Consider the following 14963-nt stretch of genomic DNA (forward strand, 5'->3'; position numbering starts at 1 on the left):
GCCGCACGCCGGGCGGCGCACGGCGCGGGCCGGTGCCGGCGGCCCGGTTGGCTTCGGCGAGGCGGGCCTCGCGTTCCCTGTCCTTGACCCTGGCGCGCTCGCGATAGCGGGCGAGCGCACCTGCGGCGGCGGAGCTCGCCCTGCCCCAGATCCCGACCAACTGGCCCGCGACGCGCCCCGTGGCGCCGCCCGCCCAGACCAGCTCGAACGGCGAGAACAACTTCCAGCGCTCATCGCCCCACAAGATGCTCCGCGCGATCATCTGTCCGGCCATGGCCGAGGTGTTCATCCCCTGGCGGCCGAACCCGCTCGCCACCCACAGGCCTTTACGCAGCTGGCCGATCTGCGGCATGCCGTGCACGGTCTGGCCGGTGGCGCCGCCGAACATGTCGGTGATCTCCACATTGCCGAGCTCGGGAAAGATCGTCCGGATCCGCCGCCTGACGGCGCCGGCGAAGCGCTGCGGACGCGCCGCCCAGGTGGTCTCCGGGCTCTCCCACATCAGCCGGTCGCCGTCGACGATCCGGAAATGGTCGACACCGTCGGAATCCATCACCGATCCCTTGAAGGCGATCATCTCGTGCAGGCGCTCGCCGAGCGGCGCGGTCACGCCGGCATAGCGCCAGACCGGCAGCAGCGTCTCCGACAGGCGCTTCAACGGCGCGCCGAGATGAATGTTGCCGGCGAGCACGATGTGGCTCGCGCGCAGCCGCGCCGAGGGCGTGACGATGCGCTTGCGGATGCCGGAATGATCGATGCTGACGACCGGCGTGTCCTCGAAGATGCGGGCGCCTGCCCGCCGCGCCAGCGCCGCAAGGCCGTGCACATATTTCCGGCCGTCGACCTGGAACGCTTTCGGATAATACACGCCGTGGAAGTAATGGTCGGTCTTGAGCGCACCGCGCACGCGATCGACCTGCCAGCCCTCGACCTCGGTGTCGAAATCCTCGTTCAACATCTGCAACCGGCTGATCAGCCGGTCGCCGGCATCGACGTTGGAGACCTCCAGCACGCCGTCGCTGACGCCGATCCCCGGCATGTTCTCTTCGCTGGCGTTGGCCCGGACGAACTCGGCGCCCTGCTTCGACAGCGTCCACAATTCGCGGGCGTCCTCGAAGCCGATGCGCTCGATCAGGTCCGCGAGCGGCAGCGCGAAGCCCGGCATCACGGTGCCGTGCTGGTTGCCGGAGGCATTCCAGCCGATATGCCGGCCCTCGAGCACCGCGACGCTGGCCCCGAGCCGGGCCGCTTCCAGCGCGATGGAAAGCCCGGCAAGCCCCGCCCCGATCACGCAAATGTCGGCATCGAGATCGAACGACAGCCGCACGCGGTCGCGAAAGCCGGCTTCTTCCTGGGACACGCTTGTGAAAGTCTCGCTCATAGCGTTTCTTAGAGCATGATCCGGAAAAGTGTGCAGCGGTTTTCCGGTAAGATCATGCTCAAAATAACAACCTGAAGCGCGGTGATGATTCGTTCTAATCTCAGCGCGCTTCATACCAACCGGGCGCCTGTCACCTTGTCCTCAACCGGCGCCTGTAGATTATCCTGGACATGGAGCGATTCGAGAATGCCATGCGCCGTTTGATGCTGCTGCGTCACGCCAAGACCGAGACCGACGCACCGAGCGGCCGTGACCAGGACCGCCGGCTCGACGACCGCGGCCACAAGGATGCCGCGCAGATGGGCGACTGGATCGCCGCCCATCCGCCCTTCCCCGATACCGTATTGGTGTCCCATGCCGTGCGGGCCCGGCAGACCTGGGACATCGCCTGGGAGGCGATGAAGGACCGCGTCCGGGCGCCGCAGGTCGAGATCCTGCCGGAACTCTACGGCGCCGATCCCGCGCAGATCCTGGAAACGATTCGCACGGCAACCGCCCCGGCCGATTCGAAGCGGTTGCTGCTGATCGGCCACAATCCCGGCATGCACGAGGTCGCCCTGATGCTGATCGGCGGCGGTGATCCTGATGGCGCCAAGGCACTCGGCCACAACCTGCCCACGGCGGGACTTGCGGTCTTCGACTTTGACGTCAAGGATTGGGATGACGTGGCCTACCGCCGCGGCAAGCTGGTGCTGTTCGTCAGCCCCAAGCTGCTTCGATCGGGCTAGAGACGCGCGGGCGCCGTCTCGACCGGTTGATCCAGCCTGGTTCACAGGGAGGCGCAGATGTTCAAGTCCATCCTCGTGCCCATCGACCTCGCCGACACCGATCTCGCCAAGCCGGCGATCGCGACCGCGGCGACGTTGTCGCAGACCTGGAGCGGCACGGTGCGCCTGCTCAACGTGCTGCCGATGACGCCGGTGATGCTGGCCGAATACGTCCCGGCCGATTTCGACGAGCAGCAGCGCCAGACCTCGGAGGAGGCCCTCGCCATCGTCGCCCGCGAATCAGGCATCGAGCCTTCCCGCATCTCCAGCGTGGTGCGCCAGGGCGGCATCTATCACGAGATCCTGGAGGAAGCCGTGCACATGAAGGCCGACTTGATCGTGATGACCTCGCACCGGCCGGCGATGCGCACCTATTTCCTCGGCTCCAACGCCGGCCACGTCGTGCGTTATGCCAAGTGCTCGGTACTGGTGGTGAGGCACTGAGGGGCAGCAGACTCCGTCATTGCGAGCCACACGCGCGTCTCGTGCCCCGGACGCTGCGCAGCACGAAGTGATGCGCTGCAGAGCCGGGGCCCATGCATCAGCGAGCATGCGGTTTGCTGGGTCCCGGCGCTGCGCAGCAGCGTTTCACGCTGCAGCGCGTCCGGGACGCGAAGCCGCTCATGCGACCCCAGTTGCTCTTTCAATGAGGGCAAGGCATCGACGCAAAGCTCGGGCGATTATGAGCCGCGAGGAAGCGAAGGTGCGTCTGCAATTGAGATGCGAGCAAAAGCAAACAATGGTGCCAACCACACACTCCGTCATTGCGAGCGCAGCGAAGCAATCCAGAGTCTTTCCGCAGTGGGATTCTGGATTGCTTCGCTGCGCTCGCAATGACTACGTTGGGACAGCTGTGCACGAAAACACCGCTCTCGTGCCCCGGACGCGGCGCAGCGTCTCCCCGGCGATGCGAAGCATCGTCCGGTGCGACGATGCGCTGCAGAGCCGGGGCCCATGCATCAGCGAGTGCGGTCGCTCGGCCCCGGCTCTGCGCAGCAGCGTTTCACGCTGCAGCGCGTCCGGGACACGCGAAGAACGCGCAGTCGAAGGAGATCACAGATACCGCGACAGCTCGGCCTTGAACTGCCCGTACACGGCATCCTCGATTTGGCTGCGCGTGATGCCGATGTCGCGCAGGGCGCGGTCGTCGAGCTCGTTCAGCGTCTTGACGGCGGAGCGGCGCTCGAGGCGGTCGAATAGCGCAGTGACGCGCAGGGCGAGGGCACTGAAAAATCCGCTGGATGAGGCTGGGCGTAAAGTCCGCCCGGCAGTTTGCGAGATCGTGGTCATTCTTCTTCTCCGGCCTTTCGTCCCGCGCGGCGAAGCAGGTGCCGTTGGCGCGGGCGCTTGTGGCGCCTGCACCTCATTTGCCGTCGGATTGCTCTCGCTCCCCTCGGCTCAATCGCGGAACTTGATGGAACTTAAATGCTCCAGTACACTCCTCGGAGCAAGCAAAACATTGCTCTCGGTGCAATATGTCCAAGTTCGAGTACGTGAAGCTCGCCGATGCCATTGCGGCCGATATCACTAACGGCACGTTAAGGCCCGGCGACCGGCTGCCGCCGCAGCGCAATTTTGCCTATGACCGCGGCATCGCGGTCTCGACCGCGAGCCGCGTTTATACGGAATTGCTCCGCCGCGGCCTCGTGGTCGGCGAGGTCGGGCGCGGCACGTTCATCTCCGGCGACGTCAGGCATGAAGTCGAGACCATGAGCGAGCCGGCCGACGCGCGCATCAATCTCGAGGTCAATTATCCGCTCTTGCCGCAGCAATGGGCGATGATCGCCAGGAGCCTCGCCGGACTCGAGCGCATCGACGCGCTGGAATCCGCGCTGCGCGTTTCGACCAGCGCCGGCACCAAGAGTGCGCGCGGGGCTGCTGCCGCCTATCTCGCGCGCAAGGATTATGCGCCCCAGCCCGAGCAGATCTTCTTCACCGCCAACGGCAAGCAATCGCTCGCAGCCGCGCTTGCCGCGCTCGTGCCCACCGGCGGCCGCTGCGGCGTCGAAGCGCTGACCTATCCTTACGTCAAGAGCATCGCCGCGCGGTTAGGTGTGACGCTGGTCCCGATCCCCATGGACGAATTCGGCGCGCGGCCCGACGCCATCCAGACGGCCCATCGCGAGGCGCATTTGTCGGCGCTGTATCTGCAGCCCATCATTCAGAATCCGCTCGGCGTCACCATGAATGCAACGCGGCGCGCCGACATCATGCGCGTCGCCGAGAAGCTCGATCTCACCATCATCGAGGACATCGTCTACGGCTTCCTCGCCGACGACACGCCGCTGGCGGCGCTCGGCCCCGACCGCTGCATCGTGCTCGACAGCCTGTCCAAGAAGGTCGCGCCGGGGCTCGCGCTCGGCATCCTCGTCGCACCGCCACATCTGCGCGAGAGTGTGATGAGCGCGGTGCGCACCGGCGGCTGGATCGCCTCCGGCCATGCGCTCGCGGCCGGGCAGCGGCTGATGGCCGACGGCACCGTCGCCGAGCTGACCCGGCTGAAGCGCATCGATGCCGCGCGCCGCCAGCAGACCGCCGCAAGATTGCTCGCCGGCTACCAGATCGCCGCCGATCCGCGCTCCTATCATCTCTGGCTGACGCTGCCGCCGCACTGGCGCTCGCAGACATTCGTCGCCGCAGCAGCAAGGCGCGGCATCGCGCTGACGCCGTCCTCGACCTTCGCGATCGCGCACGGTCATGCGCCGAATGCGGTGCGGCTCGCGCTGGCCCCGCCCTCGCCCGAGCAGCTCGATTCCGGCCTGCGCACCATCGTCTCGCTGCTCGGCACCAAGGAGGATGATTTCGATTCGACGGAGTAGGGCTAGGCCTCCGGCCAGTCCGCGATAAAGCCCCTCGCCTTGTAAGGTTCGATCTTGTCCCATTCGTGCAGCATGCGGCGGCAAAATTCCGCGTCGGTATGCCAGAGTGCACGCGGTGTCGCGAAACTGTCGACGGTGAGCAGCATCTTCTCGACCGCTGGCCAATGCCGATGCAGCGTCATCGGGTAACGCCGCGCGGTCCAGGTGTTGCCGAGGCAGATCACACTACGGATATTCTGCAGCCCGATTGCCGCATCGATGATCGGAAGCGAGAAGATGACGTTCTCGCCGGTGTTCATCGCACGATGCTCCTCGAGGATAAGGTCCGCCGGAATGCCCGCCGCAACCATTGTAGCCTTGATGATGCTGCACTCGGATTGCTCCGAGCCCGGCGTGACACCGCCGCTGACAATCGACCAGCGAAACAGGCCCTCGCGCCACAGCCTTGCGGCGGTGTCGGCGCGCAAGCCAACGTCCTCGCGGGTACCGAACATGAACAGCAGATCGGCTGGCCGGAGCGGCGTGTCGATCAGATGCGTGCGGTTGATTCTGGCGATCTCATCTGCCGTTGGCAAGCGGGTGCTGCGGTCCATGGCTGACATGACCGCACGATGCGACACCGGCGCAGCGACGCGAAGTCACGTTTGATTGCGGCCGATTGCACCTAAGGCAGCAGCGCCTTCGGAACGCGGTCGAAACCGTAGCTCTGCGGCCGGTTGCGCCGCACGAAGCCGCCGACCTGCCAGGCGAACAGCGCGGCGAAGCCGAGGATGAACAGCACGCCGGCGAATTCGCCGATCAGAAGCGCGCGGATCAGCAGTCCCGCCATCGCCACAGCGAGCAGCGCGAGGAACGCCAGCACCGCCGCATAGGTCTTGCGGCCGAGCCCCGCGGTCAATTCGGCGCGGCTGCCCGCCTTCGCCATCCGCGCATGCAGCTCGATCAGGAAATCACGAAAGCCGTTGTCCTGCGGCGCCATCAGCGCCGCGGTCTGCCAGCTCGTCGACAGGATCGCGATGCGGCCGCCACCAGCGCGGCTGATATCGGCGCGGAAGCGATGCTGCTGCATCGACACCGGGCGGAACGACAGCCGGATCGCCGAGATCTCGTCATAGCGCCACAGGCCGGCGCGGCCGGCGATGTGCCAGGACAGCCCCTGCTCCGTCAGCTCGAAGCGATGCGCCGAGCCGATCAGCGAGGCCTTGTAGGCGTAGCTCGTGGCCGAACCAGCTTCAGCTCCGGGCATGTCGATCAATGATCCCATCGGCGATCGGCTTGCGCGATCGCCCCCCGCCATCCTACAAGCGAGGCATGGCTGAGACGACCTTTTTTCCGCGCCGCCTGATTCTCGGCGCCGCAATGATCTCCGGTGTGTTGCTCGCGCTCGCGGTGCACATGCTGGGCGCGCGCTACGGTCTCGACCTCGGCGGCCTCTGGCGCTCCGACACGCATGAGTTCATTCCGGCGGGCGCGGCGATCGCCTGGTGGCTGATCGCCACCGTCGGCTTCTCGGGCGGTTACTTCACCGCGAGCCTGATGCAGAGCGCCGTCTCCGGACAGATCCCGCAGCGGATGCGGCAATTCCTGATCGCGGTCGGCGTGCTCCTGCTCGCGGGAGCGGGTCAGGCGGCGTCGGCGCCGAGTCCGATCCCGACCGTCTCGGGCGTGCTCGCCGGGCTTGCCGCCCTGTGTCTCGGCGCCGTGATGGCTTTCTGCGGCGCGCATTTCGCGCTGCGCCGAGGCTGACCTCTCAAGCCGACGCGCGCAGCCGCGGCCGTTCCAGCATGATCGCGACATCCGAGGCAGGCCGCGGCTTGCTGAACAGATAACCTTGCGCCTGGGTGCAGCCCTCGCGCCGGAGCAGCTCGAGCTGCGCGTCGTTCTCGACGCCCTCCGCCGTGGTGACGATGCCGAGGCTGCGGCCGAGGCCGGTCACGGCGCGAATGATCGCCATGGAATCCTCGCGCGTCGCCAGCTCCGACACGAAGGAACGGTCGATCTTGATCTTGTCGAACGGGAAGCTGCGCAGATAGCTCAGCGACGAGTAGCCGGTGCCGAAATCGTCCAGCGAGATCCGCACGCCCATGGCGCGGAGCTCGTGCAGCGTGGTCAGCGTCGCTTCGCTGTTCTGGAGCAGAACGGATTCGGTGATCTCGAGCTCGAGGCGGCGCGCACCGAGTCCCGATACGGCCAACGCCTCGGTCACCGCTGCGATCAGGTTCGGGCTCCTGAACTGCACCGGCGACAAATTGACGGCGACGTCGACATCGTCGGGCCAGGTGACCGCGTCGGCGCAGGCGGAGCGCAGCACGAATTCGCCGAGCTGAACGATGAGCCCGGTCTCCTCGGCGAGCGGGATGAAGCTGATGGGCGCGATCAGCCCGCGCTGCGGATGGTTCCAGCGCAGCAGCGCCTCGAAGGCGACGACGCGGCCGCTGGCGACCTCACGGATCGGCTGATAATAGACCTGAAACTCGTCGCGTTGCAGCGCCGCGCGCAGATCCATTTCCAGAAGGCGCCGCGCCTGCGCACGCGCATCCATGCCGGTCTCGAAGAAGCGATAGGTGCCGCGGCCATCCGCTTTGGCGCGATAGAGCGCAAGGTCCGCGTTCTTGAGCAGCTCGTCCGGATTGCTGCCGTCCTGCGGCGACAGCGAGATGCCGATCGAGACGCCGATCACGATCTGATGGTCGTCGATCTGGTAAGGCGCCGAGATCACCTCGACGAGGCGTCCGGCAAGCGATCGCGCGGCGATCTCCTCGGAGCGTCCGATCTGGACCACCGCGAACTCGTCGCCGCCGAGCCTCGCCACGGTGTCCTGTTCGCCGACGGTGGACTTGAGCCTGCGGCCGACCTCCTTGAGCAGCGCATCGCCGATGGGATGGCCGAGCGAGTCGTTGATGTCCTTGAAGTGATCGAGATCGAGACAAAGCACCGCGAGCTGGTCGCCCGACTTGGTCTGACGCAGTCCCTGCTCGAGCTGTTCGTGGAACAGCACCCGGTTCGGCAGGCTGGTCAGCGCGTCGTGGCGCGCCATGTGCGAGATCTTGGCCTGTGCCTCCAGCCATTCGGTGATGTCCTCGAAGGTCGCGACCCAGCCGCCGCCCTGCATCGGCTGGTTGACGACCCGGATGGAGCGGCCGAACCGGTTGACGACGTCGGTCGTGGTGCGGCCCTCGCGCGCGTCGGCGACGAGGCGGGCGAAGAATTCATCGGCGTCGCCCTGCCACTGGCCTTTGGCCTGCTCTTCCCTGAGCACGTCGACCAGCAAGCGGCCGGTGAGCGGCACGTCGGTACGACGGAGCATCGCGGCATAGCGCTCGTTGAACAGGATGATCTTGCCGTCGGCGTCGAACATGCACAGCCCCTGCGACATGTTCTCCAGCGCGCTGTCCAGCACGATCTGCTGACGGCCCAGTTCGCCCTTGGCGCGGCGGTCGAGCAGCGCGGCCACGAGCGCAATCGCGATGATCGCAACGGCGGCGCTGGCAGTGAGGAACGACAGCGAGGCCGGCGGGATCGAGAGCCCGCTGATCGCGAGCGTCGGGTCCGGCGTCAGCAGCACCGCGCCCATCGCGGTGAAATGATGCGCGACGATCGCGAGCGTCAACAGAGCAGTCGCGCTCAGCGCATGACGAATGTCCTCACCTCGGGCAGCGACGAACAGCGCGAGCGCTGCGAAGACGACGCCGAACAGCACCGAGGCGGCAACCGTGCTTCCGATCCAGTCCACCCGTGCCAGCATCTCCAGCGCCGCCATGCCGGTGTAATGCATCGCCGCGACACCCAGGCCGACGATGGCGCCGCCGACGATGATCCACACCGGGCGCGAGGACGCCACGGCGATGCTCAGGCCCACGAAGGTCAGGGAGATCGCAAGCATCAACGAGAGAATGGTCACCGGGATGTTGTAGGCGCCGGCGCTCCCCGGGCCGTAGGCGAGCATCGCGATGAAATGCGTCGCCCAGATGCCGCAGCCGCTGACGGCCGCATCCAGGGCGATCCAGGCCAGACGCCCGGCTCCGTGCGTCGCGCGTGCGCGCTGAAACAGGCTGATCGCCGCGGCGCTGGCGAGCAGGCACACTGCACCCCCAAGGGCGACCAGTCGCCAGTCATGCTCGTCGGTGAGACAGTAGAAAACTTGATACATTGCCAGCCCCAAATCGACCGGCACTTCACCCGACGGAGATGGACGATCGGTAACCAGCTACAAACCTGTTTCGGAAGTGGTGAACGGAAGATGAGCGAGTTCGCTCATATTGTTGATCCTGCAGACGGCGCACCGAAGCAGGGCCACGGCAGCGGGAGGCGGACAAGCAAAAGCGCCGCGCGGAATATCGCGCGGCGCTCGTGGTTACGTCTTCTCAGCTCGCCGCGCGCAGGTTCACCTTGCTCTCGGCGAGGGTCGTCAGCTTCTTGTCGGTCGCCTTCTCCTCCTCGAGCGTCTTGGCGAGCACCGTCGCACAATCATTGCGGCCGAGCTGCTTGGCCCAGGCGATCAGGCTGCCGTAGCGGACGATCTCGTAATGCTCCGCGGCCTGCGCAGCATTGATCAAGGCCGCGTCCAGCACCGCCTTGTCGGCGACTTCGCCGGCGGTCTCGTCGGCTTCCTCGATGATGCCGTCGATGGCCGGGCAGTCGACCGCCTTCACAGCTACGCCGTGCATCTTGAAGACCTCCTCGAGCCGCGCGACGTGCTGCTTGGTTTCCTCGAGGTGCGTCAAAAAGCCCTGTTTCAGCAGCGGATCAGTGGCCTTGCTCGCCATCTTCGGCAGCGCCTTGGTGAGCTGCTGCTCGGCATAATAGATGTCCTGGAGCTGATGCACGAACAGGTCGTTCATGGTCTTGATGTCTTTTGTGAACAGTCCCATCGTTCCGATCCTCTCGGGTCTTGGGAACACGGCGGCGCCGGCTTTGCACGAAAAGCCGCGTATTCCGCCATGTTCGATTGCCGATGGAGCCTAACGACCACGCTGCATCGACGTTCCAAAAAAGGCCGATGCGGCTTGCGCTGGAACAATGCGGACCGCGCCAGGATTTGACACCGTGTCGGCACAGTGAAGGCGCGAATGGAGCCGGGTTTCACGACTCATATGCTTAACGCGCCTCCGATATGAACTGCGTATGACAAAGTTGCCGGCCGAACGCAGAACCTATTGTTGTCAAGGGCTGCACAAGCCGCTGATTTTGCCTTAAATGAGCTGGATCATGCCTAGCGATCGATGCCTGCCTTTGGCCGTGATCGCACCCGACCGGCCAATGCCTGGCCCGGTCGCTCTTGCCCCCCGCCGGGAGGATGAATGCACGGACTGCTGCCCGCGCTGAAACGCGGCTTCAAGAGATGGATCGGCTGGCGACGGCTCGGAGTTGCCGCGAGCATCTTCATCATCGCTTTCGCGATCACCACGCTGGTGCGGACCCTCAAGGGCATCGATACCGGGGTCATCCTGACCGCGTTGACCGAGATTCCCCGCGGCAATATCGGCCTGGCGGCGATCTGCGTCTTCTTCGCGTTCTGTACACTGACCTTCTATGATTTTTTTGCACTGCGAACGATCGGCAAGAAGCACGTGCCCTATCGCATCGCGGCGCTGTCCAGCTTCACGTCCTATTCGATCGGCCACAACATCGGAGCCACGGTCTTCACCGGCGGCGCGATCCGTTTCCGGATCTATTCGGACTATGGGCTGAACGCGATCGACGTCGCGAAGATCTGCTTCCTGTCGGGCCTGACCTTCTGGCTCGGTAACATCTTCGTGCTTTCGATCGGCATGGCCGTCCATCCGGATGCGGCCTCCTCGATGGATCAGCTGCCCTCCTCGCTCAACCGGTTGATCGCCCTCGGCGGCCTCGCGTCGATCGGGGCCTATCTCGTCTGGCTCTGCATGGGCGAGAAGCGCCGCGAGCTCGGCCAGAAGGGCTGGAAGGTGGTGCTGCCCTCGGCGCCGCTGACCTTGGTGCAGATCCTGATCGGCGTCGTCGATCTCGGCTTCTGCGCCACGGCGATGTACCTCTTGATGCCGTCTAACCCGCCGATCGACTTCATGTCGCTCGCGGTCGTGTTCATCCTGGCGACCCTGATCGGCTTTGCCAGCCACGCCCCCGGCTCGATCGGCGTGTTCGATGCGGCCATGCTGGTGGCGCTGCCCCAGTTCGGCCGCGAGGAGCTTCTGGCGACGCTGCTGGTGTTCCGCATTCTCTATTTCGTGATCCCGTTCGGCCTCGCCATCTCGATCATGGGCACGCGCGAGCTCTGGATGAATGTTGTCGCGCCGTGGCAGGAGCGGCGGCGGCTGGCGGAAGCCTGCGCGCAGGCCAACCTGCCCAAGGAGGTGACGCCGATGGAGCGCGAACGCCTGCTTCGGCAGGCCAGCAAGCGCTGAGCCGCCAAGAGCCGTCAAGCGCGCCCCCGGAAGTCATCAGGCAAAGGTTGCAGGCCGGGGCGCAATCCTCTCTTATTTCCGCCTCAACTTTGCCGTTGAAGACGCGGGCCATGATCACCGTATTCCTTCGCACCCTCTCGGCAGGCGCCGTGCTGCTTGCCGGCATCCTGACTGCATTGCCCGAGCCCGCCGCCGCGCAGGACGCCGGCGCCATGCAGATCAGCTGGGAGGTGCGTAATCGCTTCCGGCTATTCCGCGAGGAGCGAGACTTCCTGCTCCATGTCGAGAACGCGCGTAACCGCAGCATTCTCGCCGCCGAACAGTCACTGGAGCTGCAGAGCGAGGGCCGCGGCTGGGCCCGCAACATGGTCAACCGGCTCTGCATCGACCTGCAGGGCCGGGTCAACCAGCCCTGCACCCGCGACAACGTCAAAGAGAACTACATCACGCCGATCGACCATCCGGTCACGGTGCGCCTGGCCGGCGCGGTGCCGGTCGGCGCCACCTGCGCCTGGTCGTTCGACGACGGCGACGGCCCGCAGAGCTCGACCTTCGACTGCGCCGAGCCGATCAATTTGCGCGTCCGCTACGGCAAGCAGACGGTTGCGACCGTCGATGTCTCCGCCGGCTCCGATCCGACCCAGCGGGTCCAGACCGAGATCCAGGTGCGCGACATCTTCATCGCAGGCCTCGGCGACAGCATCGCCTCGGGCGAAGGCAATCCGGACCGGCCGCTGGCACTGTCGGACGAAGGCTTTTGCTTCCGCTCCTATCTCGGCACTGCCGGCGCGCAATACTACCGGCCGAGCCGCCATGGCTTCAAGGGCGGCCGCGCCTGCGAGGCACCGGACACGCTCGCCAACTGGCAACGCTACAGCGCGCTCTGGTTCAATGCGCCCTGCCATCGCTCACTCTACAGCTACCAGGCCCGCACCGCGCTGGCGCTCGCCGTGCGCTACACCCACGTCGCCGTGACTTTCCTGCCGCTCGCCTGCACCGGCGCCAGCATCGGCGATGGGCTGCTCGGCTCCCAGCGCGCCCGCGAATGCCCGCCCGGCAAGACCGGCGTCTGCAACACCAGCGTGAACGCGCAAGTCGCCGAGCTGCGGGAAGCCGTCGCCGCGGCGAAGAAGCGCCAGCCCGAGCGCACGCTCGACCTCGTGCTGCTCTCGGTCGGCGCCAACGACGTCTATTTCTCCGGTCTCGTCGCCGACGTCATCGTCGACACCGCGACCGAGCGCGCGCTGTTCCGCCGCTCCGGCGTGATGGCGAGCGTCGACGATTCCCGCGATGCGCTCCAGCGCGAGCTGCCGCAGAACTTCGTCAAGCTGCGCGAGGTGCTGAAGCCGCTGGTCGGCGGCGACCTCTCGCACGTGGTCTATGTCTCCTACGCCAATCCTGCGCTTGCCGATGGCGGCGCGCCCTGCCGCGGCGGCCGAGCCGGCTTCGACATCCACCCGTCCTTCAACACCGATCCGCAGCGCCTCGCCCGCGTCTCCGCCTTCGTCGACACCGAATTCCTGCCGCAGCTGAAGGGGCTCGCCACCTGCACCCGCGGTGCGCTGTGCCGCGATCCCGAAGCCGACCGCATGACTTTCGTCGACGCGCACCAGGCCGCATTCGCCGAGCACGGCTTCTGCGCCCGTTCCACCAACGATCCCGAATTCGACCGCAGCTGCTTTGCCGAGAACGGCCAGAGCTTCAATCCCGATATCGTCAGCGCGGCGAGCCAGCCGATGCTGTGCGGCCGCGGCGCCTCGGAGTACCGCGCCTACCTGCCTCGCGCGCGCTGGGTCCGCGACGCCAATGACAGCTATTTCGCCGCGATGACCTATCCGCAGGGCCTGCCGGCGGCGAGCCAGCCGACCGACATCCACGACGCGACCTGGGGCGTGCTCTCCGCCGTCTACGGCGGCGCGGTGCATCCGACCGCCGAGGGTCACGCCGCGATGGCCGATGCGGCGCTGCCGGCGGCGAGCGCCGCGCTCGGTCTCGATGCAGTGCCGCCGAACGTGACGCGCGGACTATTGCCGCAGCTGCTGCCGAGCGCGCGGCAGTAGCAGGCAAGGGCGAGCTCTCTCCACACCGTCATTGCGAGCGCAGCGAAGCAATCCAGCCCCCTGGGGAAAGAGCCTGGATTGCTTCGCTGCGCTCGCAATGACGAGTTTGTGGCGTGCACGTCCCACACCCTCGCTGTCATCGCCCGACTTGATCGGGCGATCCAGTACTCCGAGACACCTGTGATGAATCGAGAAGCCGCGGCGTACTGGATTCCCCGCCTGCGCGGGGAATGACAGCGGTGTGCGTGGCGCGACCTCGCTCGTGCATTGTCACTCTTTCAGATCGTTCCCCTCACCTGCCGTTCCATCAATCCAAAAACGGCATCGATCGATACTGCCTTGAACTTGGACACTTCGCCGCGCGCGCCTCTAGGACTCGTGTCGGGGAAAACGGGCCGAGACTTAAGGGAAGCGCGTGATGAGCGCAGTGGTGTCCGCAGCGGACGTGAGGCGGTGTCGCATCAGGCTGTTCCTCCTGAGGGCTCCCATGGGAGCTTGACCAGGCAACTCAACGGCGGACCACAAAGCCGCCGTCTTTGTTTTGGGGGTGATCGATGCTAGAAGTGCCGAGGAAACGCCTTATCCATCTAAGGCATGTATCGATGTTCGACCTCAACCAGCTCCGCTGTTTCGTCACGGTGGCGGAGGAATTGCATTTCGGCCGCGCCGCCGCACGGCTGAACATGACCCAGCCGCCGCTGTCCCGGCAGATCCAGGTGCTCGAGCACATCATCGATGCGCCGCTGCTGGAGCGCACCAGCCGTTCGGTGCGCCTGACCCCCGCGGGGCGCAGCTTCCTGCCGGAGGCGCGGCGCATCCTCAAGCTTGCCGAGAGCGCCTCGCAGGTCGCCCGTCGTATCGCGCTCGGCAAGACCGGCTCGCTGAAGATCGGCTTCACCGCGGCCGCGGCCTATGGCTTCCTGCCCGAGCTCGTCGCCGCCTGCCGCGCCAGGCTGCCCGAGGTGGACTTCTCGCTGAAGGAGATGGTGTCGGGCGACCAGTTCGAGGCGCTGACCTCGGGCCAGATCGACGCCGGCCTGCTGCGGCCGCCGATCGCGCGGCCCGAGCTTGCCAGCCGCCGCGTCGTCGCCGAACCGCTGCTCGCGGCGATCCCGAAAAAGCATCCGCTGGCGAATGCAGACGGCATCACCATCAAGGATTTCGACGACCAGCCCTTCGTGATGTACTCGCCCTATGAGAGCCGTTACTTCCACGATCTGCTGGTGGCGCTGTTCACCCGCGCCGACGTGCTGCCGCGCTACGTCCAGCATCTCAGCCAGATCCACTCCATCCTCGCGATGGTGCGCGCCGGCCTCGGCCTTGCCATCGTGCCGGCGGCGGCGGCGAACCTGAAGATCTCCGACGTGCGGCTGCGGCCGCTCAAGCTGCGCACGCGCGTGCCCGTCGAGCTGTTCATGGTGTGGCGGCGCGAGGACGAGAACCCGCTGCTGTCGGCGCTGGTCAAGATCGCCGGCGAATTGTCCTCCGCGGAGCCGGCCGAGGATTGATGCTCAATCCGCATCGGTCGATATAGGCTTTGGCTTGGACGCGCA

13 protein-coding genes are annotated in these 14963 nt (G+C 66.1%); 7 read left to right on the forward strand and 6 right to left on the reverse strand.

Features of this window, described 5'->3' with window-relative positions; all coding sequences use genetic code 11:
- A partial coding sequence (locus XI05_RS10995) for an NAD(P)/FAD-dependent oxidoreductase (protein WP_271501371.1) occupies positions 1-1381 on the reverse strand: 1381 nt, incomplete at its 3' end.
- 191 nt (positions 1382-1572) lie between these two features.
- Here XI05_RS10995 and XI05_RS11000 point away from each other — a divergent pair.
- Together XI05_RS11000 and XI05_RS11005 are read left to right on the forward strand one after the other, a co-directional pair.
- Complete coding sequence (locus tag XI05_RS11000) at positions 1573-2109, forward strand: SixA phosphatase family protein (protein WP_271501373.1); 537 nt, start codon at positions 1573-1575, stop codon at positions 2107-2109.
- Positions 2110-2166: 57 nt separating this feature from the next.
- Entirely contained in the window at positions 2167-2592 is a 426-nt protein-coding gene (locus XI05_RS11005; protein WP_130218328.1) for a universal stress protein, read from the forward strand.
- A 609-nt stretch (positions 2593-3201) separates the two neighbouring features.
- Here XI05_RS11005 and XI05_RS11010 read toward each other — a convergent pair.
- Positions 3202-3438, reverse strand: a complete 237-nt coding sequence (locus XI05_RS11010) for a DUF1127 domain-containing protein (protein WP_271501375.1) — start codon at positions 3436-3438, stop codon at positions 3202-3204.
- A 185-nt stretch (positions 3439-3623) separates the two neighbouring features.
- On the opposite strand from XI05_RS11010, the gene XI05_RS11015 reads away from it, so the two are divergent.
- Positions 3624-4967 (forward strand): aminotransferase-like domain-containing protein, encoded by a 1344-nt coding sequence (locus XI05_RS11015; RefSeq protein ID WP_271501377.1) that lies wholly within the window; start codon positions 3624-3626, stop codon positions 4965-4967.
- Between the two features lie 2 nt (positions 4968-4969).
- Here XI05_RS11015 and XI05_RS11020 read toward each other — a convergent pair whose 3' ends face one another.
- Together XI05_RS11020 and XI05_RS11025 are read right to left on the reverse strand one after the other, a co-directional pair.
- Positions 4970-5569 carry a YdcF family protein gene (locus XI05_RS11020; protein WP_271501379.1) on the reverse strand — a complete coding sequence of 200 codons (600 nt, stop codon included), beginning with the start codon at positions 5567-5569 and terminating at the stop codon, positions 4970-4972.
- Between the two features lie 62 nt (positions 5570-5631).
- Entirely contained in the window at positions 5632-6231 is a 600-nt protein-coding gene (locus XI05_RS11025; RefSeq protein ID WP_271501381.1) for a hypothetical protein, read from the reverse strand.
- A 47-nt stretch (positions 6232-6278) separates the two neighbouring features.
- On the opposite strand from XI05_RS11025, the gene XI05_RS11030 reads away from it, so the two are divergent.
- On the forward strand, positions 6279-6713 hold the full coding sequence (locus tag XI05_RS11030) for a hypothetical protein (protein WP_260379939.1): 435 nt from the start codon (positions 6279-6281) through the stop codon (positions 6711-6713).
- A gap of 4 nt (positions 6714-6717) precedes the next feature.
- On the opposite strand, the gene XI05_RS11035 is transcribed toward XI05_RS11030, so the two are convergent.
- Together XI05_RS11035 and XI05_RS11040 are read right to left on the reverse strand one after the other, a co-directional pair.
- Positions 6718-9117 (reverse strand): bifunctional diguanylate cyclase/phosphodiesterase, encoded by a 2400-nt coding sequence (locus XI05_RS11035; protein ID WP_271501383.1) that lies wholly within the window; start codon positions 9115-9117, stop codon positions 6718-6720.
- A 214-nt stretch (positions 9118-9331) separates the two neighbouring features.
- Positions 9332-9838, reverse strand: a complete 507-nt coding sequence (locus XI05_RS11040) for a YciE/YciF ferroxidase family protein (protein WP_271501385.1) — start codon at positions 9836-9838, stop codon at positions 9332-9334.
- A gap of 429 nt (positions 9839-10267) precedes the next feature.
- Between XI05_RS11040 and XI05_RS11045 the strand changes: the two genes are divergently transcribed.
- The 3 genes from XI05_RS11045 (at position 10268) to XI05_RS11055 (ending at position 14918) form a co-directional block, all read left to right on the forward strand.
- Positions 10268-11350, forward strand: a complete 1083-nt coding sequence (locus XI05_RS11045) for a lysylphosphatidylglycerol synthase transmembrane domain-containing protein (protein ID WP_172785257.1) — start codon at positions 10268-10270, stop codon at positions 11348-11350.
- Between the two features lie 110 nt (positions 11351-11460).
- A complete protein-coding gene (locus XI05_RS11050; RefSeq protein WP_271501387.1) occupies positions 11461-13410 on the forward strand; it encodes a hypothetical protein in 1950 nt (649 codons plus the stop codon).
- Positions 13411-14012: 602 nt separating this feature from the next.
- Positions 14013-14918 carry a LysR substrate-binding domain-containing protein gene (locus XI05_RS11055; protein ID WP_271501388.1) on the forward strand — a complete coding sequence of 302 codons (906 nt, stop codon included), beginning with the start codon at positions 14013-14015 and terminating at the stop codon, positions 14916-14918.
- Positions 14919-14963 lie beyond the last annotated feature (45 nt).

This window comes from Bradyrhizobium sp. CCBAU 11357, from assembly GCF_028128865.1.
Classification (GTDB): domain Bacteria; phylum Pseudomonadota; class Alphaproteobacteria; order Rhizobiales; family Xanthobacteraceae; genus Bradyrhizobium.